Source organism: Paenibacillus sp. RRE4, assembly GCF_031844205.1.
GTDB classification, from domain to species: domain Bacteria; phylum Bacillota; class Bacilli; order Paenibacillales; family Paenibacillaceae; genus Paenibacillus; species Paenibacillus xylanexedens_B.
This window is the reverse complement of the sequence record NZ_JAUZUT010000016.1, coordinates 28,365-50,937: the sequence shown is the minus strand read 5'-3', so window position 1 is coordinate 50,937 and position 22,573 is coordinate 28,365. Positions and strand designations below refer to the sequence as shown.

34 protein-coding genes are annotated in these 22,573 nt (G+C 45.4%); all 34 read right to left on the bottom strand.

Annotated features, from left to right (window positions below; all coding sequences use genetic code 11):
- Window positions 1-16: 16 nt before the first annotated feature.
- Window positions 17-385, bottom strand: a complete 369-nt coding sequence (rpsM, locus tag Q9R46_RS27460; protein WP_056697730.1) for a 30S ribosomal protein S13 — start codon at window positions 383-385, stop codon at window positions 17-19.
- Window positions 386-405: 20 nt separating this feature from the next.
- Window positions 406-519 carry a 50S ribosomal protein L36 gene (gene rpmJ, locus Q9R46_RS27455; protein ID WP_003333770.1) on the bottom strand — a complete coding sequence of 38 codons (114 nt, stop codon included), beginning with the start codon at window positions 517-519 and terminating at the stop codon, window positions 406-408.
- A gap of 152 nt (window positions 520-671) precedes the next feature.
- The gene (gene infA / locus Q9R46_RS27450; RefSeq protein WP_017692098.1) at window positions 672-887 is read right to left on the bottom strand and encodes a translation initiation factor IF-1; all 216 of its coding nucleotides are present in this window, start codon (window positions 885-887) and stop codon (window positions 672-674) included.
- Window positions 888-890: 3 nt separating this feature from the next.
- Window positions 891-1,199 carry a KOW domain-containing RNA-binding protein gene (locus Q9R46_RS27445; protein WP_311282487.1) on the bottom strand — a complete coding sequence of 103 codons (309 nt, stop codon included), beginning with the start codon at window positions 1,197-1,199 and terminating at the stop codon, window positions 891-893.
- A gap of 10 nt (window positions 1,200-1,209) precedes the next feature.
- A complete protein-coding gene (gene map / locus Q9R46_RS27440) occupies window positions 1,210-1,962 on the bottom strand; it encodes a type I methionyl aminopeptidase (RefSeq protein ID WP_311282486.1) in 753 nt (250 codons plus the stop codon).
- Between the two features lie 3 nt (window positions 1,963-1,965).
- The gene (locus Q9R46_RS27435) at window positions 1,966-2,610 is read right to left on the bottom strand and encodes an adenylate kinase (RefSeq protein ID WP_145336466.1); all 645 of its coding nucleotides are present in this window, start codon (window positions 2,608-2,610) and stop codon (window positions 1,966-1,968) included.
- Window positions 2,611-2,700: 90 nt separating this feature from the next.
- Complete coding sequence (secY, locus tag Q9R46_RS27430) at window positions 2,701-3,999, bottom strand: preprotein translocase subunit SecY (protein WP_311282485.1); 1,299 nt, start codon at window positions 3,997-3,999, stop codon at window positions 2,701-2,703.
- On the bottom strand, window positions 3,999-4,439 hold the full coding sequence (gene rplO, locus Q9R46_RS27425; RefSeq protein WP_090924667.1) for a 50S ribosomal protein L15: 441 nt from the start codon (window positions 4,437-4,439) through the stop codon (window positions 3,999-4,001). Before rplO ends, secY begins: the two co-directional genes overlap by 1 nt.
- Before the next feature lie 45 nt (window positions 4,440-4,484).
- The gene (gene rpmD, locus Q9R46_RS27420; RefSeq protein ID WP_090924668.1) at window positions 4,485-4,670 is read right to left on the bottom strand and encodes a 50S ribosomal protein L30; all 186 of its coding nucleotides are present in this window, start codon (window positions 4,668-4,670) and stop codon (window positions 4,485-4,487) included.
- 12 nt (window positions 4,671-4,682) lie between these two features.
- Window positions 4,683-5,180, bottom strand: coding sequence for a 30S ribosomal protein S5 (rpsE, locus tag Q9R46_RS27415; RefSeq protein ID WP_024633574.1), 498 nt, complete (start codon window positions 5,178-5,180; stop codon window positions 4,683-4,685).
- Between the two features lie 27 nt (window positions 5,181-5,207).
- Window positions 5,208-5,576: a 50S ribosomal protein L18 gene (gene rplR / locus Q9R46_RS27410; RefSeq protein ID WP_017692090.1), complete on the bottom strand. Its 369-nt coding sequence runs from the start codon at window positions 5,574-5,576 to the stop codon at window positions 5,208-5,210.
- A gap of 117 nt (window positions 5,577-5,693) precedes the next feature.
- Window positions 5,694-6,236, bottom strand: coding sequence for a 50S ribosomal protein L6 (gene rplF / locus Q9R46_RS27405; RefSeq protein ID WP_090924669.1), 543 nt, complete (start codon window positions 6,234-6,236; stop codon window positions 5,694-5,696).
- Between the two features lie 30 nt (window positions 6,237-6,266).
- Window positions 6,267-6,665 carry a 30S ribosomal protein S8 gene (gene rpsH, locus Q9R46_RS27400; RefSeq protein ID WP_123067254.1) on the bottom strand — a complete coding sequence of 133 codons (399 nt, stop codon included), beginning with the start codon at window positions 6,663-6,665 and terminating at the stop codon, window positions 6,267-6,269.
- Window positions 6,666-6,697: 32 nt separating this feature from the next.
- The gene (locus Q9R46_RS27395; protein WP_013312154.1) at window positions 6,698-6,883 is read right to left on the bottom strand and encodes a type Z 30S ribosomal protein S14; all 186 of its coding nucleotides are present in this window, start codon (window positions 6,881-6,883) and stop codon (window positions 6,698-6,700) included.
- 74 nt (window positions 6,884-6,957) lie between these two features.
- Complete coding sequence (gene rplE / locus Q9R46_RS27390) at window positions 6,958-7,500, bottom strand: 50S ribosomal protein L5 (RefSeq protein ID WP_111271027.1); 543 nt, start codon at window positions 7,498-7,500, stop codon at window positions 6,958-6,960.
- A 32-nt stretch (window positions 7,501-7,532) separates the two neighbouring features.
- Complete coding sequence (gene rplX, locus Q9R46_RS27385; RefSeq protein ID WP_090924672.1) at window positions 7,533-7,886, bottom strand: 50S ribosomal protein L24; 354 nt, start codon at window positions 7,884-7,886, stop codon at window positions 7,533-7,535.
- Window positions 7,887-7,927: 41 nt separating this feature from the next.
- Window positions 7,928-8,296, bottom strand: coding sequence for a 50S ribosomal protein L14 (gene rplN / locus Q9R46_RS27380; protein WP_024633579.1), 369 nt, complete (start codon window positions 8,294-8,296; stop codon window positions 7,928-7,930).
- Between the two features lie 36 nt (window positions 8,297-8,332).
- On the bottom strand, window positions 8,333-8,599 hold the full coding sequence (gene rpsQ / locus Q9R46_RS27375; RefSeq protein ID WP_056697701.1) for a 30S ribosomal protein S17: 267 nt from the start codon (window positions 8,597-8,599) through the stop codon (window positions 8,333-8,335).
- A gap of 48 nt (window positions 8,600-8,647) precedes the next feature.
- Window positions 8,648-8,845 (bottom strand): 50S ribosomal protein L29, encoded by a 198-nt coding sequence (gene rpmC, locus Q9R46_RS27370; protein ID WP_017692083.1) that lies wholly within the window; start codon window positions 8,843-8,845, stop codon window positions 8,648-8,650.
- Window positions 8,835-9,269 (bottom strand): 50S ribosomal protein L16, encoded by a 435-nt coding sequence (gene rplP, locus Q9R46_RS27365; protein WP_076292170.1) that lies wholly within the window; start codon window positions 9,267-9,269, stop codon window positions 8,835-8,837. The genes rpmC and rplP overlap by 11 nt, the downstream gene beginning before the upstream one ends.
- 2 nt (window positions 9,270-9,271) lie before the next feature.
- The gene (gene rpsC / locus Q9R46_RS27360; protein WP_110899283.1) at window positions 9,272-9,937 is read right to left on the bottom strand and encodes a 30S ribosomal protein S3; all 666 of its coding nucleotides are present in this window, start codon (window positions 9,935-9,937) and stop codon (window positions 9,272-9,274) included.
- Window positions 9,938-9,952: 15 nt separating this feature from the next.
- The gene (gene rplV / locus Q9R46_RS27355) at window positions 9,953-10,285 is read right to left on the bottom strand and encodes a 50S ribosomal protein L22 (RefSeq protein ID WP_090924674.1); all 333 of its coding nucleotides are present in this window, start codon (window positions 10,283-10,285) and stop codon (window positions 9,953-9,955) included.
- A gap of 35 nt (window positions 10,286-10,320) precedes the next feature.
- Window positions 10,321-10,599 carry a 30S ribosomal protein S19 gene (gene rpsS, locus Q9R46_RS27350; protein WP_056697694.1) on the bottom strand — a complete coding sequence of 93 codons (279 nt, stop codon included), beginning with the start codon at window positions 10,597-10,599 and terminating at the stop codon, window positions 10,321-10,323.
- Window positions 10,600-10,670: 71 nt separating this feature from the next.
- Complete coding sequence (rplB, locus tag Q9R46_RS27345; protein WP_076292169.1) at window positions 10,671-11,501, bottom strand: 50S ribosomal protein L2; 831 nt, start codon at window positions 11,499-11,501, stop codon at window positions 10,671-10,673.
- A gap of 31 nt (window positions 11,502-11,532) precedes the next feature.
- A complete protein-coding gene (gene rplW / locus Q9R46_RS27340; RefSeq protein ID WP_090924675.1) occupies window positions 11,533-11,823 on the bottom strand; it encodes a 50S ribosomal protein L23 in 291 nt (96 codons plus the stop codon).
- Window positions 11,823-12,446 (bottom strand): 50S ribosomal protein L4, encoded by a 624-nt coding sequence (rplD, locus tag Q9R46_RS27335; RefSeq protein ID WP_110899280.1) that lies wholly within the window; start codon window positions 12,444-12,446, stop codon window positions 11,823-11,825. The genes rplW and rplD overlap by 1 nt, the downstream gene beginning before the upstream one ends.
- 25 nt (window positions 12,447-12,471) lie before the next feature.
- Window positions 12,472-13,095 carry a 50S ribosomal protein L3 gene (gene rplC / locus Q9R46_RS27330; RefSeq protein ID WP_123067253.1) on the bottom strand — a complete coding sequence of 208 codons (624 nt, stop codon included), beginning with the start codon at window positions 13,093-13,095 and terminating at the stop codon, window positions 12,472-12,474.
- A gap of 47 nt (window positions 13,096-13,142) precedes the next feature.
- On the bottom strand, window positions 13,143-13,451 hold the full coding sequence (gene rpsJ, locus Q9R46_RS27325; protein WP_017692074.1) for a 30S ribosomal protein S10: 309 nt from the start codon (window positions 13,449-13,451) through the stop codon (window positions 13,143-13,145).
- 433 nt (window positions 13,452-13,884) lie between these two features.
- Window positions 13,885-15,075, bottom strand: coding sequence for an elongation factor Tu (tuf, locus tag Q9R46_RS27320; protein ID WP_090924678.1), 1,191 nt, complete (start codon window positions 15,073-15,075; stop codon window positions 13,885-13,887).
- 95 nt (window positions 15,076-15,170) lie between these two features.
- Complete coding sequence (gene fusA / locus Q9R46_RS27315; protein WP_154960498.1) at window positions 15,171-17,249, bottom strand: elongation factor G; 2,079 nt, start codon at window positions 17,247-17,249, stop codon at window positions 15,171-15,173.
- A 48-nt stretch (window positions 17,250-17,297) separates the two neighbouring features.
- Complete coding sequence (gene rpsG / locus Q9R46_RS27310) at window positions 17,298-17,768, bottom strand: 30S ribosomal protein S7 (RefSeq protein WP_311282482.1); 471 nt, start codon at window positions 17,766-17,768, stop codon at window positions 17,298-17,300.
- Between the two features lie 87 nt (window positions 17,769-17,855).
- Entirely contained in the window at window positions 17,856-18,278 is a 423-nt protein-coding gene (gene rpsL / locus Q9R46_RS27305) for a 30S ribosomal protein S12 (RefSeq protein WP_017692070.1), read from the bottom strand.
- A gap of 151 nt (window positions 18,279-18,429) precedes the next feature.
- Window positions 18,430-18,678, bottom strand: coding sequence for a ribosomal L7Ae/L30e/S12e/Gadd45 family protein (locus Q9R46_RS27300; RefSeq protein WP_090924680.1), 249 nt, complete (start codon window positions 18,676-18,678; stop codon window positions 18,430-18,432).
- 201 nt (window positions 18,679-18,879) lie between these two features.
- Window positions 18,880-22,494 (bottom strand): DNA-directed RNA polymerase subunit beta', encoded by a 3,615-nt coding sequence (gene rpoC, locus Q9R46_RS27295; protein WP_145336476.1) that lies wholly within the window; start codon window positions 22,492-22,494, stop codon window positions 18,880-18,882.
- Window positions 22,495-22,573 lie beyond the last annotated feature (79 nt).

Here is a 22,573-nt window from a genome sequence, read left to right as displayed (position 1 = left end):
CTCTTATCCCCCCTTATTATTTCTTCTTGTTTGCTACAGTACGACGAGGACCTTTACGAGTACGAGCATTCGTTTTCGTACGTTGTCCACGAACAGGCAGACCACGACGATGACGAACTCCACGGTAACAACCGATCTCCGTCAAACGTTTAATATTCAAAGAGATTTCACGACGCAGGTCACCTTCTACTTTGACCTCTTTGTCGATACTTTCACGCAATTTGCTGACTTCATCTTCCGTCAAATCACGAACACGAGTGTTCTGATTGATGCCTGTAGAGCTCAGGATTTTCTGGGAAGTCGTTTTACCGATTCCGAAAATATAAGTCAAGGCGATCTCAACGCGCTTATCACGTGGCAAATCCACACCAGCTATACGTGCCATTTTACGCTACACCCCCTTCATTAACCTTGTTTTTGTTTGTGTTTTGGATTTTCACAGATAACCATTACATTCCCTTTGCGGCGAATGACTTTGCATTTTTCGCAAATCGGCTTGACCGAAGGTCTTACCTTCATGTGAATTACCTCCTCAAAGTTCTGCTTAGCAAAACCCTCTTCGTAAGCATTGACCTCGTTCTACTATTGTAAAACCGGCTTCGAAGCTTTCGCAAGTTTTGCCGGGCAAAACCCGCTTCATAAGCTTCACAGTTCATTGCAACTGTCTACTACTATTTACGGTAAGTTATACGACCTTTTGTTAAATCATAAGGCGATAACTGAACAACTACTTTGTCTCCAGTCAGGATACGGATGAAGTGCATCCGCAATTTTCCGGAAACGTGAGCGAGAATTTGATGACCATTCTCAAGCTCAACCTTGAACGTTGCATTCGGCAACGGTTCAAGAACCGTGCCTTCCACTTCAATGACATCTTCCTTGGCCATTAGTCAGTCTCCTTTCTCTTCAGCTTGAATGTTGGTGGATTCCAGAAACGAATGAACCGCATAGCGGAGCTTTCCGTTTGTCACCCGACCACTCTCGTTTAAACTGTTTACAACCTCACTGCTAATCATCGGTTGAAGTTCAAGATGAAGAACATTCTTCTTCTTGGGTTGGTCAAACTTACGTTTGTCTCCATCCGCGATATATACGAACCTATTGTCCTCTATAGCAACAATTACTGCGGCTTGGTCCGCATTGCGGCCTTTACGGATCTTCACAAGTTGACCGAGCTGCGGATTCGACGAATTGTTCATGCCTAATCACCTACGCATTCAGTTTTGTGAAAATTTCCATACCCTCAGGTGTAACTGCTACGGTGTGTTCAAAGTGGGCACATAACGATCCATCAGCTGTAACGACAGTCCAGTTATCTTCCAACGTTTTCACATACCGTCTGCCTGCGTTAACCATTGGCTCAATAGCTAGCACCATACCAGCCTTTAACCTTGGTCCACGATCAGGAAGACCATAGTTCGGAATCGATGGTTCCTCGTGCAGATTCGCTCCAATACCGTGACCGACATATTCACGAACGACGGAAAACCCTTCATCTTCGATATATTTCTGAATTGCATGAGATATTGTAAACAAGCGAACGTCTGGTTTTACCAGCGCTAGTCCTGCGTATAATGAAGCCTCGGTAACGTCCAGAAGACGACGAGCTTCTTCGGAAATACGACCGACTGGATAGGTCCAGGCAGAATCTCCATGATACCCCTGGTACTGCGCGCCAATGTCAAACGTAACGATATCGCCCTCGTTCAACTTGCGTTTGCCGGGAAATCCATGTACCAACTCTTCATTCACTGAAGCGCACACACTGGCAGGGAAACCGTTATAACCTTTGAAAGACGGCACAGCTCCTTGACTGCGGATATATTGATCGGCCAGTTGGTCAAGTTCACCAGTCGTAATACCAGGAACAATGTGCTCTGCCAAGAGACGATGCGTTTCCGCAACAATTCTCCCTGCTTCCCTCATCAAACCCAGTTCCGTTTCGGACTTACCAATGATCATCAATTAACCTCTCATCAAGGACACGATTTCTTGGGAAACTTGATCGATATCCTGTTCTCCGTCGATCTGACGAAGGAGGCCTTTAGTTTCGTAGAACGTGAGGAGTGGTGCTGTTTTGTTGATATATTCGTCCAAACGAGTGCCTACGCTCTCTTCGTTATCATCAGAGCGCTGGTACAACTCGCCGCCGCATTTATCACAGATACCATCCTGCTTCGGTGGATTAAATACGACATGATAAGTCGAACCACAGTTTTTACAAATACGACGACCCGTCAAACGAGCCAGCAATTTGTTGCGATCCACTTTCAGGTTGATCACATGATCAAGACCTGAGTTCAGTCGTTCCAGGATGCCATCCAGCGCTTCTGCCTGAGACAGGGTTCTTGGAAAACCATCCAAGAGAAAACCTTCTCTGCAGTCCGACTGTTGCAATCGTTCTTCAACGATGCCGATGGTAACATCATCTGGTACAAGTAATCCTTGATCCATATATTCCTTGGCTTTCAGGCCAATGGGAGTTCCCTGTTTAATCGCAAGACGAAATGCATCGCCTGTTGAAATATGGGGAATACCGAACTCTTTCACAATGACGTCTGCTTGCGTACCTTTTCCTGCCCCCGGAGGGCCCATGAATAGGATGTTCACGTTATGTCACTCCCTCCAAGACTACCCTACATCAACAAACAGCACAATAGGTGCCGGCAAGTAAATCTTTACTCAACCGGAACCTATTGCCTATTTATTGATAAAACCTTTGTAGTGGCGTTTGATCAATTGGCTTTCGATTTGCTTCATCGTATCCAGCGCAACACCGATAACGATCAGGAGGGAAGTTCCTCCAATTTGCGCTGATTGAGGCAAACCAGAAAGTGCCCCTAAGAATACAGGCAGAACGGAAATGACTGCCAAGAATATGGCTCCGGCCATTGTCAAACGAGTCATGACACGGGTCAGATATTTCTCGGTTGCTTTACCTGGGCGAATACCCGGAATGTAACCGCCGTTCTTTTTCATATTATCAGCCATCTGCTGTGGATTCATCTGTACAAACGTATAGAAGAATGTGAATCCGAAGATCATCACGACATACAGCACCATACCAAGTGGTTTGTGTGTAGTCAAGTTTTGACCGATCCACTGTGCCCAACCATGATTAGCCCAGAAGTTGGCGATAATCGTTGGGAACATCAACAGCGATGATGCGAAGATGACAGGGATAACACCAGCTGCATTAATCTTCAGCGGGATATGTGTATTCTGTCCACCGTACATTTTGTTTCCTACGACACGTTTTGCGTACTGTACAGGAATCTTCCGAATCGCCTGTTGAATGTAAATGACCCCGATGATAATCAGCACGATGACAATCGCGATGATTACACCTTTAAGGATGTTCATGAACAATTGATCAGGTTGGATGAAGTCGGACTCGATCGTTTGTTTGATAATGTTAGGTACTGTTGCCAGGATACCCGCAAAGATCAAAATCGAGATTCCGTTTCCGATGCCTTTCTCGGTGATCTGCTCACCAAGCCACATCAGGAATGAAGTACCGGCCGTAAGTACAATCGCGATCAAGATATAATCAGCAAACGTAGCGTTAGGGATCATGTCTGTATTGTACAAGCGGTTGAATCCGATCGACGTACCAAACGCTTGAATCAATGCCAGCCCGATCGTTAAATAACGAGTCAGTTGTGCCGATTTCTTCTTACCTTGTTCACCTTGCTTTGCCCACTCCGCTAATTTAGGAATAACGTCCATGGAAAGCAACTGTACTATGATAGACGCAGTGATGTAAGGAACGATCCCGAGTGCAAATATCGAGAACTGGAACAGTGCTCCACCCGAGAACGTATTGAGAAGTCCAAAAACTTCTTTACCCGCAGAATTTGTCGCTTCGAACACATCTTTGTTAACACCTGGAACGGGAACAAAGGAGCCGATGCGGTAAATGATCAGTACAAAAAGGGTAAATAATACCCTTTTGCGCAGATCTTCAACCCGCCAGATATTCTTTAGGGTCTTGAACATTAAATCACCTCGGTTGTACCGCCGGCAGCTTCAATTTTCTCCACCGCAGATTGAGAAAACTTGTTAGCTTTAACAGTCAGCTTCACAGTGACTTCACCGTTACCCAGGACTTTGATTCCGGATTTAGCGTTTTTAACAACGCCGTTCGTCATCAAGAATTCTGGAGTTACTTCAGTACCCGCAGGCAAACTATTCAGGTCTTCGATATTAACAACTGCATATTCTTTGCGAGTTGGGTTCACGAAACCGCGTTTTGGCAAGCGACGATACAATGGATTTTGTCCACCTTCGAAGCCTGGACGAACACCACCGCCCGAACGAGCGTTTTGTCCTTTATGACCGCGACCTGATGTTTTACCTGTACCACTACTTGGACCGCGACCAACACGTTTGCGTTCTTTACGCGATCCAGGAGATGGTGAAAGCTCATGTAACTTCATCGTTCGTTGCACCTCCTTAAAGATTTGTGGGTGTATACCCGTTTATTAAGCTTCTACTTCTTTGACAGCTACCAAGTGACTTACTTTGTTAATCATACCACGGATGGCTGGATTATCGTTTTGGATCACTTTGCTGTTGATTTTGCGCAATCCCAATGTTTTCACAGTTGTTCTTTGCGTCTCCGGACGTCCGATCAAGCTACGGACGAGGGTAATTTCTAATTTAGCCATGAGAATTCCCTCCTAACCCAGAAGCTCTTCGACGGATTTTCCGCGCAGTTTAGCCACGTCTTCAGCACGCTTCAAACGGGACAAACCTTCCAAAGTCGCATTGACCATGTTCATGGAATTCGAAGAACCCAGAGATTTTGTCAAAATGTCACCTACACCAGCAAGTTCGAGAACCGCACGTACAGGACCACCAGCGATAACACCAGTACCTTCAGATGCTGGTTTCAACAGAACGCGTCCTGCGCCGAACTTACCTGTTACCAAGTGAGGAATCGAAGTTCCTACGAGCGGAACGTGTACAAGGTTTTTCTTAGCATCTTCAATACCTTTGCGAATTGCATCAGGTACTTCGCCCGCTTTACCGATACCCGCTCCAACCCAGCCGTTGCCGTCGCCGACTACAACCAGTGCGCTAAAGCTGAAACGGCGTCCGCCTTTTACTACTTTAGCTACGCGATTAATGTTTACTACTCTTTCAGACAGTTCCAAAGTATTCGGATCTACACGCAAGTCGTTAACCTCCTTTTGAAAAATATCTTAAAACTCAAGTCCTGCTTCACGAGCCGCTTCAGCCAAAGCTGCGATACGACCATGATACAGATATCCGCTACGGTCAAATACGATATTGGAAACACCTTTATCTTTTGCACGTTTAGCAACGAGTTCGCCAACTTTACGAGCAGATTCAACAGATGCACCATTTTTGATGTCAGTGCTCAATTCTTTGTCTACAGTAGACGCGGAAGCGATTGTTACACCAGCTACATCATCGATGATTTGAGCGTACATATGTTTACCAGAACGGAAAACGTTCAAACGAGGACGTGCAGCCGTTCCTTGGATTTTCTTACGAACACGAAGGTGTCTTTTCAGACGAGCCTTGTTTTTATCTGGTTTCGTAATCATCTCAGGGATTCACTCCTTTCAGGTTACCTCGCTGGCTTCAAAACAGAAGCCACGGGGTATATTAGAAACACACGAAGCAAGCAAGCCGAAAGCCGCGAAAAGGCGGTAAGAGAAATCTTATTTCTTCTTACCGGCTTTACCTTCCTTACGGATGATACGCTCGCCTTCATATTTAATACCTTTACCTTTGTACGGCTCAGGTTCACGAACGGAACGAATTTTAGCAGCGTAAGCACCTACGCGCTCTTTATCGATACCGCGAACAATGATTTTCGTATTCGAAGGTACTTCGAATTCGATTCCCGCTTCCGGTGTAATTTCAACCGGGTGAGAGTAACCAACGTTCAGAACGATTTTATCTCCGGATTTGCTTGCACGATATCCGACCCCAACCAATTCCAGAGATTTAGCGAATCCTTCAGTTACGCCGCTCACCATGTTGCTGACTACGCTACGCGTAGTACCGTGCAAAGAACGGTGAGTTTTGTTATCGGAAGGACGCACAACTGTAATTTCGTTGTTTTCAACTGTAACCTTCATGTCTTTGTGAAGTTCACGAGTTAAAGTTCCTTTTGGTCCTTTTACCGTAATAACGGTGTTGTCCAAAGTGATGTCTACACCACTTGGTACTGTAATTGGTTTGCGACCAATACGAGACATGTGTTGCACCTCCTATCTTGTGACGTTATATTACCAAACGTAGCAAACGACTTCTCCGCCGGATTTCGATTGACGAGCTTCTTTGTCCGTCATAACACCTTTGGATGTCGAGATAATCGCGATTCCAAGGCCGCCAAGTACACGAGGTACTTCATTGCTTTTCGTGTAAACACGAAGACCTGGTTTACTGATTCTTTTCAGACCAGTGATAACGCGCTCGTTATTTTGACCGTATTTCAAGAAAACACGGATAATCCCTTGTTTGTTATCTTCGATAAATTCAGCGTCACGGATGAAACCTTCACGCTTCAGGATATCGGCGATTTGTTTTTTCATTGTCGAAGCAGGCATTTCTACCGTTTCGTGACGAACAGTGTTCGCGTTACGAATACGAGTAAGCATATCTGCAATTGGATCAGACATAGTCATTGTGAGTTAACCTCCTTCCCGTTCAGGACTTTTTACCAGCTTGCTTTTTTCACGCCAGGGATCTGGCCTTTATAAGCTAATTCACGGAAGCAAATTCTGCAAATTTTGAACTTTTGCAGTACCGAATGTGGACGACCGCAACGCTCACAGCGTGTATAAGCACGTACTTTAAACTTTGGTGTACGTTGTTGTTTAACTTTCATCGAAGTTTTTGCCACTTTAGCCTGACACCTCCTAAATAATTTCGGAGAAAAGGGAGTCTTTCCAGACACCCGGAACGTTTATGCCAACATTATTTAACGAAAGGCATTCCCAGTTGCGTAAGCAATTCGCGGGACTCTTCGTCTGTTTTCGCCGTTGTTACGATGACAATATCCATACCGCGGACTTTGTCTACTTTATCATACTCGATCTCTGGGAAGATCAATTGCTCTTTCAGACCCAGAGTGTAGTTACCACGACCATCGAACGCTTTGCTCGATACACCGCGGAAGTCACGTACACGTGGAAGTGTTACGTTAAACAATTTATCGAGGAAGTAGTACATACGCTCGCCGCGCAATGTAACTTTCACACCGATAGGCATATTCTCACGCAGTTTGAAACCTGCGATTGATTTTTTCGCACGAGTGATTACAGGTTTTTGACCTGCGATCAGTTGCAAATCGTTTACTGCGGAATCCAACACTTTGGAGTTTTGGACAGCGTCGCCCACACCCATGTTGATAACGATTTTCTCGATTTTCGGCACTTGCATTACCGTTGTATAGTTAAACTTCTGCATCAAAGCAGGAGCGATTTCTTGCAGGTAACGTTCTTTCATTCTTGATGCCATGAATCATAGCCCTCCTTTCTCATTCGGTTCAATTAGTCGATAATTTCTCCGGAACGTTTTGCAACGCGCACTTTTTTACCGTTATCCAACACTTTGTAACCGATACGGGTTACTTTTCCGCTCTTTGGATCGATGTGCATCACGTTGGAAACGTGAATCGGAGCTTCCTTCTCGATAATGCCGCCTTGCGGGTTTTGCTGGTTAGGCTTCTGGTGTTTTTTCACCATGTTAACACCTTCCACAAGGACGCGGTTTTCACGAGGATAAGCAGCGATGACACGGCCTTTTTTACCTTTGTCTTTACCGCTGATCACCATAACCGTATCTTCCTTTTTAACGTGAAGTTTGTTGTTATGGGATTCCAGAACTTTTTTCACTCTTGGCATTTCGTACACCTCCTGTTTCTAAACATCACGAGCTTAATCTATTAGATAACCTCTGGGGCCAAGGAAACGATTTTCATGAAATCTTTCTCGCGAAGTTCACGAGCAACAGGTCCGAAAATACGTGTTCCACGCGGGCTTCTGTCGTCTTTTACAACAACAGCTGCATTTTCATCAAAACCGATGTAGGAACCGTCTTTACGACGTACAGAACGCTTCGTACGAACGACAACCGCTCTAACTACATCACCTTTTTTGACAACGCCGCCTGGTGTTGCTTGTTTTACAGAACAAACGATCAGATCACCGATTTGAGCTGTACGACGTCCCGTACCGCCGAGTACGCGGATACACATCAGTTCCTTCGCACCGGAGTTGTCGGCTACAGTCAAACGTGTAAATGGTTGAATCATTTAGTATTCCTCCTTCCAGCTATGCTGATCATGCAATTAGATGATAACCGCTTTTTCAACGACTTCAGTAAGTCTCCAGCGTTTATCTTTCGAAAGCGGACGAGTCTCCATGATTTTCACCGTGTCACCGATTTTCGCAGTGTTTTCTTCGTCATGCGCTTTGAACTTTTTAGTAACCTTAATGCGTTTATGGTACAATTTGTGGTTTTTGTAGGTTTCTACAGCAACAACAATCGTTTTGTCCATTTTATCACTGACAACTTTACCAGTTTGAACTTTACGTGCATTACGTTCTTCGCTCATTGTTGGCCTCCTTCCTGATTACGGACGGAATGTATATCCGACCTCTAATTAACCGATTCCCAATTCTCTTTCACGGATGATGGTTTTAGCACGAGCTATTTCTTTACGCACATCACGGATTCGAGTCGGGTTATCCAGCTGACCGGTAGCGAGTTGAAAGCGGAGGTTAAAGAGTTCTTCTTTAAATCCGGCAATCTTTTGCTCGATTTCAGCAGAGGTTAGGTTGCGAAATTCACTAGCTTTCATTTGCTTCACCACCCAATTCTTCACGTTTCACGAACTTCGTTTTGATTGGCAGTTTGTGAGCCGCAAGACGCATCGCTTCGCGTGCAATATCCTCCGGTACACCAGCAAGTTCAAACATGATCTTACCTGGTTTCACTACTGCAACCCATTTTTCTACGTTACCTTTACCGCTACCCATCCGAACCTCGAGAGGCTTTTGAGTGATTGGTTTGTCAGGGAAAATTTTAATCCAGACTTTACCACCACGTTTGATGTAACGAGTCATCGCAATACGAGCCGCTTCGATTTGACGGTTCGTAATCCAAGCCGGTTCCGTAGCTTGCAGACCATATTCGCCAAAGTTCAGCGTAGTTCCGCCTTTTGCTTGGCCTTTCATATGTCCACGTTGTTGCTTACGGTGTTTTACACGTTTTGGTACCAACATGATTAGTTGCCTCCTTCCTTAGCAGCTTGTTTCTTAGCCGTAGGAAGAACCTCTCCACGATAGATCCATACTTTTACGCCGATACGACCGTAAGTAGTATGAGCCTCTGCAGTACCATAGTCAATGTCAGCACGCAGTGTGTGCAGTGGAACAGTTCCTTCGCTGTAGCCTTCAGAACGTGCAATCTCAGCACCGCCAAGACGTCCGCCTACTTGAGTTTTAATACCTTTAGCACCAGAGCGCATAGTTCTTTGAATAGCTTGTTTCAGAGCACGACGGAAAGAAACACGACGTTCCAATTGTTGTGCAATGCTTTCTGCTACCAGGATCGCGTCCAGGTCTTGGTTCTTAATTTCAGAGATGTTGATGTGTACTTTTTTACCGCCAGCAATTTTCGTAATTTGATTACGAAGATTTTCAACTTCAGATCCACCTTTACCGATTACCATACCTGGTTTCGCAGTGTGAATCGTTACGTTTACGCGGTTAGCCGCTCTCTCAATTTCTACACGAGATACAGCGGAGTCTTTCAATTTATTTTTCAGGAATTCACGAATTTTCACGTCTTCCATCAAAAGATCGCCGAAGTCTTTGCCTGCATACCACTTAGATTCCCAGTCACGGATAACTCCGACACGAAGTCCGACTGGATTTACCTTTTGGCCCACACGTTTTCCCTCCTTCTACTTTTCAGATACCACCAAAGTGATGTGGCTAGTACGTTTGTTAATACGACTTGCACGTCCCATTGCACGAGGGCGGAAACGTTTCATCGTTGGTCCTTGGTTTACGTAAGCTTGCGAGATCACCAAGTTATTAACATCCAAAGAATAATTATGTTCCGCATTCGCAATAGCGGAGTTAAGCAACTTCTCAACAACTGGAGAAGCGGATTTCGGAGTGTGACGGAGAATGGCAACCGCCTCACCTACTTGCTTGCCGCGAATCAAGTCAACAACGAGTTGAACTTTACGAGGAGCAATCCGGATAAACTTAGCATGTGCTTTTGCTTCCATTGTGTAACCTCCTCTCAAACATTAGAGATGTTCATTTATCTTCTAGTTTTCTTGTCATCATCAGTATGGCCTTTGTACGTACGGGTTGGAGCGAACTCACCCAGTTTGTGTCCAACCATGTCCTCAGTTACATACACTGGCACGTGTTTACGACCGTCGTAAACGCCAAATGTGTGTCCGATGAATTGTGGGAAAATTGTAGAGCGACGGGACCAGGTTTTGATAACGTTCTTCTTGCCTGATGCTTCCATCTCTTCTACCTTCTTGAGCATGTAGCCATCAATGAATGGCCCTTTTTTCAAACTGCGACTCATGTGGAGATCCTCCCTTCAAACATAGCTTTTATGCATCCGTAGATGCCTCACGAAGTTATGCACAGTGTGTATTACTTCGTGCGGCGACGGATGATGTATTTATCAGAAGCTTTATTTTTCTTACGCGTTTTGTAACCAAGAGTAGGTTTACCCCATGGTGACATTGGCGATTTACGTCCGATTGGAGCACGACCTTCACCACCACCGTGAGGGTGATCGTTAGGGTTCATTACCACACCACGAACCTCAGGACGTTGACCCAACCAACGGCTACGACCGGCTTTACCGATTTTGATGAGCTCGTGGTCTTGGTTACCAACGGATCCGATTGTTGCACGGCAAACTTTCAAAATACGACGAACTTCTCCGGAAGAGAGACGAACGGAAACGTATTTTTCTTCTTTACCAAGCAATTGAGCTTCTGTACCAGCAGCACGAACCAATTGTCCGCCTTTACCTGGTTTCAACTCGATGTTGTGGATAACGGTACCTACTGGAATATTTTCAAGTGGCAGTGCGTTACCGATTTTGATGTCTGCGTCAGGACCAGAGAATACTTGATCTCCAACTTTCAGACCTTTAGGAGCGATGATGTAACGCTTCTCACCATCAGCATAGTGAATCAATGCGATGTTGGAAGTACGGTTCGGGTCGTACTCGATTGTAGCAACGCGGCCCGGTATTCCATCTTTAGTACGTTTGAAGTCGATGATACGGTATTTACGTTTGTGTCCACCACCGTGGTGACGAACTGTAATTTTACCTTGGTTGTTGCGGCCTGCTTGTTTGCTCAATGGGGCCAACAACGATTTCTCCGGCTTATCTGTGGTGATTTCCTCAAATGTAGAAACGGACATGTTCCGTCTTGCCGGGGATGTTGGTTTATACTTTTTGATTGGCACTAGTTTTCCCTCCTTACTTCAAAGATTTCAATTATACAGTTTCAAAAAACTCAAGCGATTTGCTGTCTTGCGTCAATGTTACAAACGCTTTTTTCCATTCGCTTGTGTATCCGGAATAACGTCCGTACCGTTTCGGTTTAGCTGGAACACGAAGTGTGTTCACGTTTTTCACCTTTACGCCGAAAATAGCTTCTACCGCTTTTTTGATCTCGGTTTTGTTTGCACGGATATCGACTTCAAATACATATTTCAAGTCGTTCATCATGTCAGCAGTACGTTCCGTAATAATCGGACGTTTTACAATATCACGAGGATCCTTCATTACGCGAGCACCTCCTCTACCTTCTGAACTGCTTCTTTCGTAATGATCAGTTTGTCGTGCCCAAGCACGTCAAGAACATTAATGCCGTCAGCAGCTACGAATTTCACGCCAGGAATATTCCGTGCGGAAAGAGCTACATTATCATCATAGCTAGGCGCTACGATCAAAGCTTTGCGGCCTACTTTAAGGTTATTTAAGATAGCTGCAAATTCTTTAGTTTTAGGTGAGCTCAATGTCAGAGCATCCAAAACGATAATGTCATTGTCTTGCACTTTGGATGAAAGGGCAGATTTGATCGCCAAACGGCGAACTTTCTTAGGCAGTTTGTACGCATAGCTCCGTGGAGTCGGACCAAATACGATACCGCCGCCTTTCCATTGTGGAGAACGAATCGAACCTTGACGAGCGCGACCTGTACCTTTTTGTTTCCAAGGTTTACGTCCACCGCCACGTACTTCAGAACGTCCTTTTACTTTGTGGGTACCTTGACGAAGGGAAGCGCGTTGCATAAGAACTGCATCGTACAGAACGTGTTGATTCGGCTCAATACCGAATACTGCATCATTCAGTTCAACCTCACCTACTTGGCTACCATCTACATTGTAAACTGATACTTTTGGCATTTTGTGTTCCTCCTTTCTTCAGTGGTTATTTTTTCACCGTTTCTTTAACTTTTACAAGACTGTTCTTCGGTCCAGGAATGGAACCCTTCACGAGAATCACGTTACGTTCAGCGTCTACTTTGACAACTTCGAGACGTTGGATTGTAACAGTATCATGTCCCATATGTCCTGGCAGGCGTTTGCCTTTAGGAACGCGGTTAGCTTGGATCGAACCCATTGAACCTGGGCCACGGTGGTAACGCGAACCGTGTGACATAGGTCCAGTGCTTTGTCCCCAACGTTTGATAACGCCGGCAAAACCTTTACCTTTAGAAATACCTGTTACGTCAACGAACTCGCCTTCAGCGAAAATGTCAGCTTTCAATTCTTGGCCAACTTCATATTCCGCGATGTTGATGCCGCGAAGCTCACGAACGTAGCGCTTAGGTGCAGTATTCGCTTTTTTAGCGTGTCCTGCTTCTGGCTTGTTAGCATTTTTCTCTTTCTTATCGGAGAAACCGATTTGAACTGCTTCGTAGCCATCGTTCTCAATATCTTTCTTTTGTAAAACAACACAAGGACCTGCTTCGATAACTGTTACTGGAACTACATTACCTTCAGCGGTAAACACTTGAGTCATTCCAAGTTTTTTTCCTAAGATACCTTTCATGTTGACACCTCTTTTCCTTTATACGTGGTCTTGTTTGTTGCTATATATTACAATTTAATTTCGATATCTACACCGGACGGCAGATCCAAGCGCATCAAGGCATCCACAGTTTGTGGAGTCGGGTTAACGATATCGATCAAACGCTTGTGAGTGCGTTGCTCGAATTGCTCCCGAGAATCCTTGTACTTGTGCACCGCACGAAGAATAGTAATGATTTGTTTTTCAGTAGGAAGCGGAATCGGACCGGATACACCTGCACCCGAACGTTTTGCTGTTTCAACGATTTTCTCCGCGGATTGATCAAGAATTCTGTGGTCGTAAGCTTTCAAACGAATACGAATTTTTTGCTTTGCCATTTTAGTCCCTCCTTCTATCGCCCAATTTTTTATCGGACATACTCCGTGAAAATTTTCTAACCACCCTCCCATGGCAAAGGGGCCGGGTGTGTCAGTAACCTCTCACATCATCGCAACGTCACAAGAACAACATTCATTATTATATAGAAAAGATGGGCATATTGCAAGCATATTTAAAAAAAACATTTAAATTGATCTTTTCAAAAGAATCGACTCAATTTAGCTCAATGTTTTTCCTCATATCCAGGCTGCCTAACCTATCAATCTATAAGATGAATCTTGTTCGATTTAGATGACGCAGGTTCCGAAACGTTGACATAATAAAAGAGTTCTTTATCCGATGTCGGATAAAGAACTCTTCCGAAGCTTCGTTACAATACAATGTTACTCGTTCCAGTACACTGTTGCTTATACTCATTTGGCATGAGCCAAATTATTTTTGGATTGTTGCTACGGAACCCGCACCAACTGTACGTCCACCTTCACGAATAGAGAACTTAGTTCCTTCTTCGATCGCGATTGGAGAGATCAGTTGAACAGTAACCGTGATGTTGTCACCAGGCATTACCATTTCAGTACCTTCTGGCAAGTTGATGATACCAGTTACGTCAGTTGTACGGAAGTAGAACTGTGGACGGTATCCAGTGAAGAAAGGCTTGTGACGGCCACCCTCTTCTTTAGTCAAAACGTAGATTTGAGCAGTGAATTCTGTGTGTGGTTTAACAGATGCTGGTTTAGCAAGTACTTGACCACGCTCGATTTGAGTACGGTCAACACCACGCAACAATGCACCGATGTTGTCACCCGCTTGTGCGGAATCCAACAATTTACGGAACATCTCAACGCCCGTAACTACGGATTTTTTAGTTTCTTCAGTGATACCAACGATCTCGATCTCTTCGCCGACTTTAACAGTACCACGCTCTACACGACCTGTAGCAACGGTACCACGACCAGTGATGGAGAATACGTCCTCGACAGGCATCAAGAAAGGCTTGTCAGTTTGACGCTCAGGAAGTGGGATGTAAGTGTCGATTTCTTTGAACATCTCAACGATTTTTTGAGCCCACTCACCATCAGGGTTTTGCAGAGCTTCACGAGCGGATCCACGAGTGATTGGAGTGTCATCACCTGGGAACTCGTATTCGTTAAGAAGGTCGCGAACTTCCATCTCAACCAGTTCCAACAACTCTTCGTCTTCAACCATGTCACATTTGTTCAAGAAAACAACAATGTAAGGTACGCCTACTTGACGGGAGAGCAAGATGTGCTCACGAGTTTGTGGCATTGGGCCGTCAGCTGCGGATACTACCAAGATAGCTCCGTCCATTTGTGCCGCGCCAGTGATCATGTTTTTAACATAGTCGGCGTGACCTGGGCAGTCTACGTGAGCGTAGTGACGAGTGTCAGTTTCGTACTCAACGTGAGCTGTGGAGATTGTGATACCGCGCTCGCGCTCTTCTGGAGCTTTGTCGATTTGGTCGAATGCTACAGCAGCACCACCGTAAGTTTTGGACAATACAGTTGTGATTGCTGCAGTCAGAGTTGTTTTACCATGGTCGACGTGACCGATAGTACCAATGTTAACGTGTGGTTTATTACGTTCGTATTTAGCCTTTGCCATTTGAACGTGGCCTCCTTAAAATTTATAATTTTATGTTTTCACTGAATGCGGTGCTTCAAACCAGGTTTCAAGCACAAGCATTCAGTGTGAGAAAACTACTCGGTGCCTTTTGTTTTAGCAACGATCTCTTCAGCGATGCTCTTAGGAACTTCTTCATAGTGTGAGAGTTCCATGGAGAACACGCCGCGTCCTTGAGTACCGGAACGAAGAGTTGTAGAGTAACCAAACATCTCAGAGAGAGGTACCTTAGCACGGATGATTTGAGCTCCACTACGGGAATCCATACCTTCGATGCGGCCACGACGGGAGTTCAACATACCCATTACGTCACCCATGTACTCTTCCGGAACAGTTACTTCTACTTTCATGATAGGCTCAAGCAGAACTGGACTACATTTGTCTTTCGCTGCTTTCAGCGCCATAGATCCGGCAATTTTAAATGCCATCTCGTTGGAATCGACATCATGGTAAGATCCGTCTACGATAGTAGCCTTAACGTCTACAAGCGGGAAGCCTGCGATAACGCCGTTTTTCATTTGCTCTTCAATCCCTGACAGTGCAGGTTGAATGTATTCTCTTGGCACGGATCCACCGACAACCTTACTTTCGAACTGGCTGCCTGTACCCGGCTCGAGAGGTTCGAATTCAACCCATACGTGACCGTATTGACCACGACCACCGGATTGACGTACGAATTTACCTTCAACGCGCGCTGGAGCACGGAATGTTTCGCGGTAAGCTACTTGTGGTTTACCCACAGTAGTTTCAACCTTGAACTCACGACGCATACGGTCGATGATGATATCAAGGTGAAGCTCACCCATACCTGCCAAGATTGTTTGGCCTGTTTCTTCGTCAGTATGAGCGCGAAGAGTTGGATCCTCTTCCGTCAACTTACCGAGAGCCACACCCATTTTATCTTGGTCAGCTTTGGTTTTAGGTTCAACAGCGATTTCGATTACCGGATCAGGGAAGTTCATCGATTCCAAGATAACCGGATGTTTCTCATCACATAGTGTATCACCTGTACCTGTATCTTTCAAACCAACAGCTGCTGCGATATCACCGGAGTAAACTTCAGTGATTTCTTGACGGCTGTTTGCGTGCATTTGAAGGATACGACCGATACGCTCACGTTTGTTTTTAGTTGCATTCAACACATAAGATCCGGATTGAAGTACGCCGGAATATACGCGGAAGAATGTCAATTTACCAACGTAAGGGTCAGTCATGATTTTGAAGGCCAATGCAGAGAAAGGCTCTTCATCGGAAGACTTACGAACTGCCTCAGTTCCATCCTCAAGGAGACCCTTGATTGCCGGAACGTCAACTGGAGCTGGCAAGTAGTCGATAACAGCATCCAACATCAGTTGAACACCTTTGTTACGGTATGAGGATCCACAGATAACTGGGAAGATCTTAACATCTACAACACCTTTACGGAGAGCGGATTTAATCTCATCAATAGTGATTTCTTCGCCTTCCAGGTATTTCATTGTCAATTCTTCATCGAGTTCTGCAACACGCTCAATCAATTCGTTGCGAAGTTCTTCAACCTGTTCAACAAATTCCGCAGGAATATCAGTTTCTTCGATATCTTGTCCCAGGTCATCTTTGTACATATGAGCCCGTTGAGCAACGATATCAATGATACCTTTGAAATCATTTTCTGCGCCGATTGGAAGTTGAATCGCAACAGCGTTCGCTTGAAGGCGATCACGCATGTCAGATACAACGTTCAAGAAGTCAGCACCGATGATATCCATTTTGTTTACATATGCAATACGAGGTACGCCGTACTTGTCAGCCTGTCTCCATACAGTTTCAGACTGAGGCTCAACGCCTTCTTTCGCACTGAATACACCTACTGCTCCGTCCAATACACGAAGGGAACGTTCAACTTCAACAGTGAAGTCAACGTGTCCCGGGGTATCAATGATATTTACGCGGTGGCCTTTCCAAGCAGCGGTAGTCGCAGCGGAAGTAATCGTAATTCCGCGCTCCTGTTCCTGTTCCATCCAGTCCATTGTCGCAGCGCCTTCGTGTACTTCACCGATTTTGTGCGTACGTCCTGTGTAAAACAAGATCCGCTCAGTTGTCGTGGTTTTACCCGCATCAATATGAGCCATGATCCCGATATTACGTGTATTTTTCAAGGAGAACTCTCTAGCCATGAAATGGGTCTCCCTTCAAAATTGAAGTTTATTTTTGTGAACTGAATCCTACCAACGGTAGTGAGCAAACGCTTTGTTCGCTTCAGCCATTTTGTGCGTATCTTCACGTTTCTTAACGGAAGCGCCTGTGTTGTTGGAAGCGTCGATGATCTCAGCCGCCAAACGCTCTTCCATTGTTTTCTCACCGCGGTTGCGGGAGTAGTTCACGAGCCAACGTAATCCCAAAGAAGTACGTCTCTCTGGTTTTACCTCGATTGGTACTTGGTAGTTGGAACCGCCGACACGGCGAGCTTTAACTTCCAGGACTGGCATGATATTTTTGATTGCTGCTTCAAATACTTCCATCGGGTCATTACCCGTACGTTCTTGAATCAACTTGAACGAATTATACAGAATGCTTTGAGCAACACCGCGTTTTCCATCGAGCATGATGCGATTGATCAAACGAGTAACCAACTTGGAGTTGTATACCGGATCTGGCAACACGTCTCTTTTCGTAACTGGACCTTTGCGTGGCATGGATATCCCCCTTTCTTTCTTGTTCAGCAGTCCCTGTACCTTCCAGACCTAAGCCAGAAGGTTTTCAGGCAATCTGCTTATCATAATTTAGGCTTTTTTAGCTTTTGGACGTTTCGCGCCGTATTTGGAACGAGCTTGCATACGGTTGTTCACGCCTGCAGTATCGAGAGCTCCACGAACGATGTGATAACGAACCCCTGCAAGGTCTTTTACTTTACCTCCACGGATCAATACCACACTGTGCTCTTGAAGGTTATGTCCGATTCCCGGGATATAAGCTGTTACCTCGAGACGGTTCGTCAAACGAACACGGGCATATTTACGAAGTGCAGAGTTCGGTTTACGTGGAGTCATTGTACCTACACGAGTGCAGACACCACGTTTTTGTGGGGCACTGATGTTAGTGGATTCACGCTTCAAAGCGTTGAACCCTTTTTGCAAAGCTGGTGATTTTGACTTCTCAACTTTAGCTTGACGTCCTTTACGAACCAGTTGGTTAATAGTTGGCATGTGATTGCCACCCCCTTCCTCAATTATTCATGTTTCTTTACAAACCTTTATCTAAGCCCACAGACCCAGGCGGTTCATAAAAAGACAAATGAAAAGTTTTTGCCTTGGAGAATCCTTAAATGTTCTCGGACAAAAACGTTCCTTAACCGTATCATTTTACGACAGCAGCCATCGCTGCTCCCACTCCAATCCCGCACGCTTTGCCGAGATTTTTCATTGTATCCACTTTCGTGTACTTCACATTGTGCTGTTCGCACAAGGCAATGATTTTGGAAGTGAGCTGCGGATCACTATCTTCTGCGACATAGACTTCTGAAGCCATTCCTGTCTGCACTGTCCGCATGGTCTGTTTGGTACCAATCTTGACATGAGCATCTTGCAAGCCTTTTTCATTAGACATCATACATTCCTCCGAATAGGACCAATTACAATCAGCTGCCCACGCACCTTTGATATATTAGCATCTAGCGCAAGCATTGTCAATGCTATTCCAAAAAGTTTTTATAAAGTTTGTGTACATCAGGATTCGTCCGCTTGGATATTACAAACGTCGCGTCCTGACATACACATTCTTTACTTCCTCAGAACGAGGAAATCTATATTAGTCTACCGAAACTGGCTCCAGTTCTTCTACAGAAGATTGGCCATCTTCAGGCTCAGCAAATTTGATACTGCGGTAACGGTTCATACCCGTACCAGCAGGGATCAACTTACCGATAATAACATTTTCCTTCAGACCGAGCAACTGATCCACTTTACCTTTGATCGCTGCATCCGTCAGTACACGTGTTGTCTCTTGGAACGATGCCGCAGAGAGGAAGGAGTCTGTTTCAAGCGATGCTTTTGTAATACCGAGCAAGATCGGTTTTGCAACCGCTGGCTCTTTATCACTCAGAATCGCAATTTTGTTCGCTCTTTCATACTCATGCGTATCTACAAATGATCCCGGCAACAGCGTTGTATCTCCCGCATCAACGATACGGATTTTACGCAGCATTTGACGAATCATAACTTCAACGTGTTTGTCATTGATTTCTACGCCTTGGTTACGGTATACGCGCTGTACTTCCTGCAAAATGTAGTTCTGCACGCCACGTACGCCTTTGATGCGTAGCATTTCTTTCGGATCGATAGAACCGTCCGTCAACTCGTCACCCGCTTCAATTTCCATGCCTTCGCTTACGCGGACACGGGAACCGTAAGTAACAGAGTATACTTTAGATTCTGCTTCACCTTGAATTTCGATTTCACGACGATCTTTCGCTTCGCGAATCTCTTTAACCACACCGTCAATCTCACTGATTGTTGCTTGACCTTTAGGATTACGGGCCTCAAACAACTCCTGGATACGAGGCAAACCTTGCGTGATGTCGTCTCCGGCTACACCACCGGTATGGAACGTACGCATTGTAAGCTGTGTTCCCGGCTCACCAATGGATTGTGCGGCAATGATACCAACCGCTTCACCAATCTCAACGTGTTTACCAGTCGCAAGGTTGCGACCGTAACACTTCTTGCAGACACCATGACTTGCACGGCAACTGAGAACGGAACGGATTTGCAATTTGGTTACGCCAGCTTTGATAATCGCTTCTGCTTTGTCAGAGTCGATCAACTCATTGCGGCCAGCGATAATTTCTTTTGTTTCCGGATGACGAACAGTTTCGAAGCAGTATCTGCCTTCAATACGGTCGTAGAGATCTTCAATAACCTCTTTACCATCCTGGATACGACTAACCGTAAAGCCTTTATCTGTACCACAATCGTCTTCACGCACAATTACGTCTTGGGCTACATCTACGAGACGACGAGTCAGGTAACCTGAGTCGGCTGTACGCAGGGCTGTATCCGCGAGACCTTTACGCGCACCGTGAGTGGAGATAAAGTACTCGAGTACTGTCAGACCTTCACGGAAGTTTGATTTGATTGGGAGTTCGATAATACGACCGGATGGGTTGGCCATCAGACCACGCATACCACCCAATTGAGTGATTTGTGATTTGTTACCCCGTGCTTTGGAGTCAACCATCATCATGATCGAGTTGTAACGATCCATGGACTTCATCAGGATATCCGTGATGTCATCTTTGGATTTTGACCAGATATCAATGATACGGTCATAGCGCTCTTCATTCGTAATCAAACCACGACGATACTGATTTGTAACGATCTGAGCTTTATCTTCGGACTGTCTCAAAATTTCGAATTTCTCTGGTGGAACGACAACATCGGACACGGCTACGGTAATACCAGCACGCGTCGAGTACGTGAATCCAAGTTGTTTGATTTTATCCAAAATAACCGCAGTTTCGGTTGTGTGATAAATTTCAAAGCAACGAGCGATGATCGAACCGAGATATTCTTTGCCGACACCACCAGCTTGAGGAGCATTCATGATGGCTTCTCTCAAGTCAGTACCTTTCTCATAAACAAATGAATGATCCGCTGTACCTTGATACAGGTTCGCGCGAGTCGCATCATTGATATAAGGGAAGCTTGCCGGGAAAATTTCATTAAAGATAATTTTACCGATCGTTGTCAACAACATACCTTTTTGTTGCTCTTCCGTGAAGCTTGTTTTACCAAGCGCCTTAACCGGAATAGCTACACGTGCATGCAGTCCAGCAGTACCCCGTTGGTATGCAGACACAGCCTCATTGACTGTCCGCAGAACCATACCTGTACCCTTCTCTTCTTTGTTGTCCATCGTCAGATAGTACGAACCAAGAACCATATCCTGGGAAGGAGTTACAACCGGTTTACCGTCTTTCGGGTTCAAAATGTTACCTGATGCCAGCATCAGGATACGTGCTTCTGCTTGAGCTTCCGCAGACAACGGAACGTGCACGGCCATTTGGTCACCGTCAAAGTCGGCATTGTATGCCGTACATACGAGTGGGTGAAGACGAATCGCTTTACCTTCAACCAGTATCGGTTCAAATGCCTGGATACCGAGACGGTGAAGCGTAGGGGCACGGTTCAAGAGAACCGGATGCTCCTTGATAACTTCTTCAAGAACATCCCATACTTCAGGACTTACACGCTCAACTTTACGTTTCGCGCTCTTGATGTTGTGAGCAAGACCTTTATTCACAAGCTCTTTCATAACAAAAGGCTTGAACAGTTCGAGTGCCATATCTTTAGGCAAACCGCACTGATACATTTTCAGGTAAGGTCCGACAACGATAACGGAACGGCCGGAGTAGTCAACACGTTTACCGAGCAAGTTCTGACGGAAACGACCTTGCTTACCTTTCAGCATGTGGCTGAGAGATTTCAAAGGACGGTTACCCGGACCTGTTACTGGACGTCCACGACGGCCGTTATCAATCAAAGCGTCGACGGCTTCCTGCAACATCCGTTTTTCATTTTGCACGATAATATCTGGCGCGCCTAAGTCAAGTAGACGCTTCAGACGGTTGTTCCGGTTAATTACACGGCGGTACAAGTCATTCAAGTCAGACGTAGCAAAACGTCCACCATCCAGCTGTACCATCGGACGAAGTTCCGGCGGAATGACAGGAAGTACATCCATGATCATCCATTCCGGGTTATTCCCAGAGTTACGGAATGCTTCAATTACTTCCAGACGTTTAATTGCACGGTTACGACGTTGTCCTTGTGCAGTACGGAGCTCTTCCTTCAGGAATTCAAGCTCTTTCTCTACATCAAGGTCTTGAAGCAATTTTTTAACTGCTTCTGCACCCATGCCTGCTTGGAAGCCATAACCGTATTTTTCACGGTAGCTGCGGTATTCTTTTTCGGACAACAGCTGTTTTTTCTCCAGTGGAGTTTCTCCTGGATCAGTTACTACATATGATGCAAAATAGATGATCTCTTCCAGAGATCTCGGAGACATATCCAATGCGAGACCCATACGGCTCGGAATACCTTTGAAGTACCAGATATGCGATACCGGAGCAGCAAGCTCAATATGGCCCATCCGTTCACGACGGACTTTCGCACGTGTTACTTCAACGCCACAGCGATCACAGACAACGCCTTTATAACGAACGCGTTTGTATTTACCGCAATGACATTCCCAGTCTTTTGTAGGGCCAAAAATCTTTTCGCAGAACAGCCCTTCTTTTTCCGGTTTCAACGTACGATAGTTGATCGTTTCCGGTTTTTTCACTTCTCCGCGGGACCAAGAACGAATTTTCTCTGGGGAAGCAAGCCCGATCTTCATGTATTCGAAATTGTTGACGTCCAACAAGGAGCAACCCTCCTTAACCAATTCCTGTATTCTAGGTTACGCATGCCCCAGCTGTAGCCGGAGCATGACGTGAGCCTGA

Excerpts from the sequence above, each read along its gene's own strand:
- rplC (WP_123067253.1), bottom strand. The coding sequence starts at position 13,095 with ATGAAAGGTATCTTAGGAAAAAAACTTGGAATGACTCAAGTGTTTACC.
- rpmD (WP_090924668.1), bottom strand. The coding sequence starts at position 4,670 with ATGGCTAAATTAGAAATTACCCTCGTCCGTAGCTTGATCGGACGTCCG.
- rpmC (WP_017692083.1), bottom strand. The coding sequence starts at position 8,845 with ATGAAAGCTAGTGAATTTCGCAACCTAACCTCTGCTGAAATCGAGCAA.
- rpsS (WP_056697694.1), bottom strand. The coding sequence starts at position 10,599 with ATGAGTCGCAGTTTGAAAAAAGGGCCATTCATTGATGGCTACATGCTC.
- rplP (WP_076292170.1), bottom strand. The coding sequence starts at position 9,269 with ATGTTGGTACCAAAACGTGTAAAACACCGTAAGCAACAACGTGGACAT.
- rplW (WP_090924675.1), bottom strand. The coding sequence starts at position 11,823 with ATGAAGGATCCTCGTGATATTGTAAAACGTCCGATTATTACGGAACGT.
- rplE (WP_111271027.1), bottom strand. The coding sequence starts at position 7,500 with ATGGCATCAAGAATGAAAGAACGTTACCTGCAAGAAATCGCTCCTGCT.
- rplO (WP_090924667.1), bottom strand. The coding sequence starts at position 4,439 with ATGAAGTTACATGAGCTTTCACCATCTCCTGGATCGCGTAAAGAACGC.
- rpsJ (WP_017692074.1), bottom strand. The coding sequence starts at position 13,451 with ATGGCAAAGCAAAAAATTCGTATTCGTTTGAAAGCTTACGACCACAGA.
- rpsL (WP_017692070.1), bottom strand. The coding sequence starts at position 18,278 with ATGCCAACTATTAACCAACTGGTTCGTAAAGGACGTCAAGCTAAAGTT.
- rplN (WP_024633579.1), bottom strand. The coding sequence starts at position 8,296 with ATGATTCAACCATTTACACGTTTGACTGTAGCCGACAACTCCGGTGCG.
- rpsH (WP_123067254.1), bottom strand. The coding sequence starts at position 6,665 with ATGACTATGTCTGATCCAATTGCAGATATGCTTACTCGTATTCGTAAC.
- rpmJ (WP_003333770.1), bottom strand. The coding sequence starts at position 519 with ATGAAGGTAAGACCTTCGGTCAAGCCGATTTGCGAAAAATGCAAAGTC.
- rplF (WP_090924669.1), bottom strand. The coding sequence starts at position 6,236 with ATGTCTCGTATTGGTCGCAAACCAATTACAGTACCAAGTGGTGTAGAC.
- Q9R46_RS27445 (WP_311282487.1), bottom strand. The coding sequence starts at position 1,199 with ATGAACAATTCGTCGAATCCGCAGCTCGGTCAACTTGTGAAGATCCGT.
- map (WP_311282486.1), bottom strand. The coding sequence starts at position 1,962 with ATGATCATTGGTAAGTCCGAAACGGAACTGGGTTTGATGAGGGAAGCA.
- rplV (WP_090924674.1), bottom strand. The coding sequence starts at position 10,285 with ATGGAAGCAAAAGCACATGCTAAGTTTATCCGGATTGCTCCTCGTAAA.
- secY (WP_311282485.1), bottom strand. The coding sequence starts at position 3,999 with ATGTTCAAGACCCTAAAGAATATCTGGCGGGTTGAAGATCTGCGCAAA.
- rpsM (WP_056697730.1), bottom strand. The coding sequence starts at position 385 with ATGGCACGTATAGCTGGTGTGGATTTGCCACGTGATAAGCGCGTTGAG.
- Q9R46_RS27300 (WP_090924680.1), bottom strand. The coding sequence starts at position 18,678 with ATGTCTAATGAAAAAGGCTTGCAAGATGCTCATGTCAAGATTGGTACC.
- infA (WP_017692098.1), bottom strand. The coding sequence starts at position 887 with ATGGCCAAGGAAGATGTCATTGAAGTGGAAGGCACGGTTCTTGAACCG.
- tuf (WP_090924678.1), bottom strand. The coding sequence starts at position 15,075 with ATGGCAAAGGCTAAATACGAACGTAATAAACCACACGTTAACATTGGT.
- rpsG (WP_311282482.1), bottom strand. The coding sequence starts at position 17,768 with ATGCCACGCAAAGGTCCAGTTACGAAAAGAGACGTGTTGCCAGATCCG.
- rplD (WP_110899280.1), bottom strand. The coding sequence starts at position 12,446 with ATGCCAAAAGTATCAGTTTACAATGTAGATGGTAGCCAAGTAGGTGAG.
- rplR (WP_017692090.1), bottom strand. The coding sequence starts at position 5,576 with ATGATTACGAAACCAGATAAAAACAAGGCTCGTCTGAAAAGACACCTT.
- fusA (WP_154960498.1), bottom strand. The coding sequence starts at position 17,249 with ATGGCTAGAGAGTTCTCCTTGAAAAATACACGTAATATCGGGATCATG.
- rplX (WP_090924672.1), bottom strand. The coding sequence starts at position 7,886 with ATGCCAAGAGTGAAAAAAGTTCTGGAATCCCATAACAACAAACTTCAC.
- rpsQ (WP_056697701.1), bottom strand. The coding sequence starts at position 8,599 with ATGAGCGAAGAACGTAATGCACGTAAAGTTCAAACTGGTAAAGTTGTC.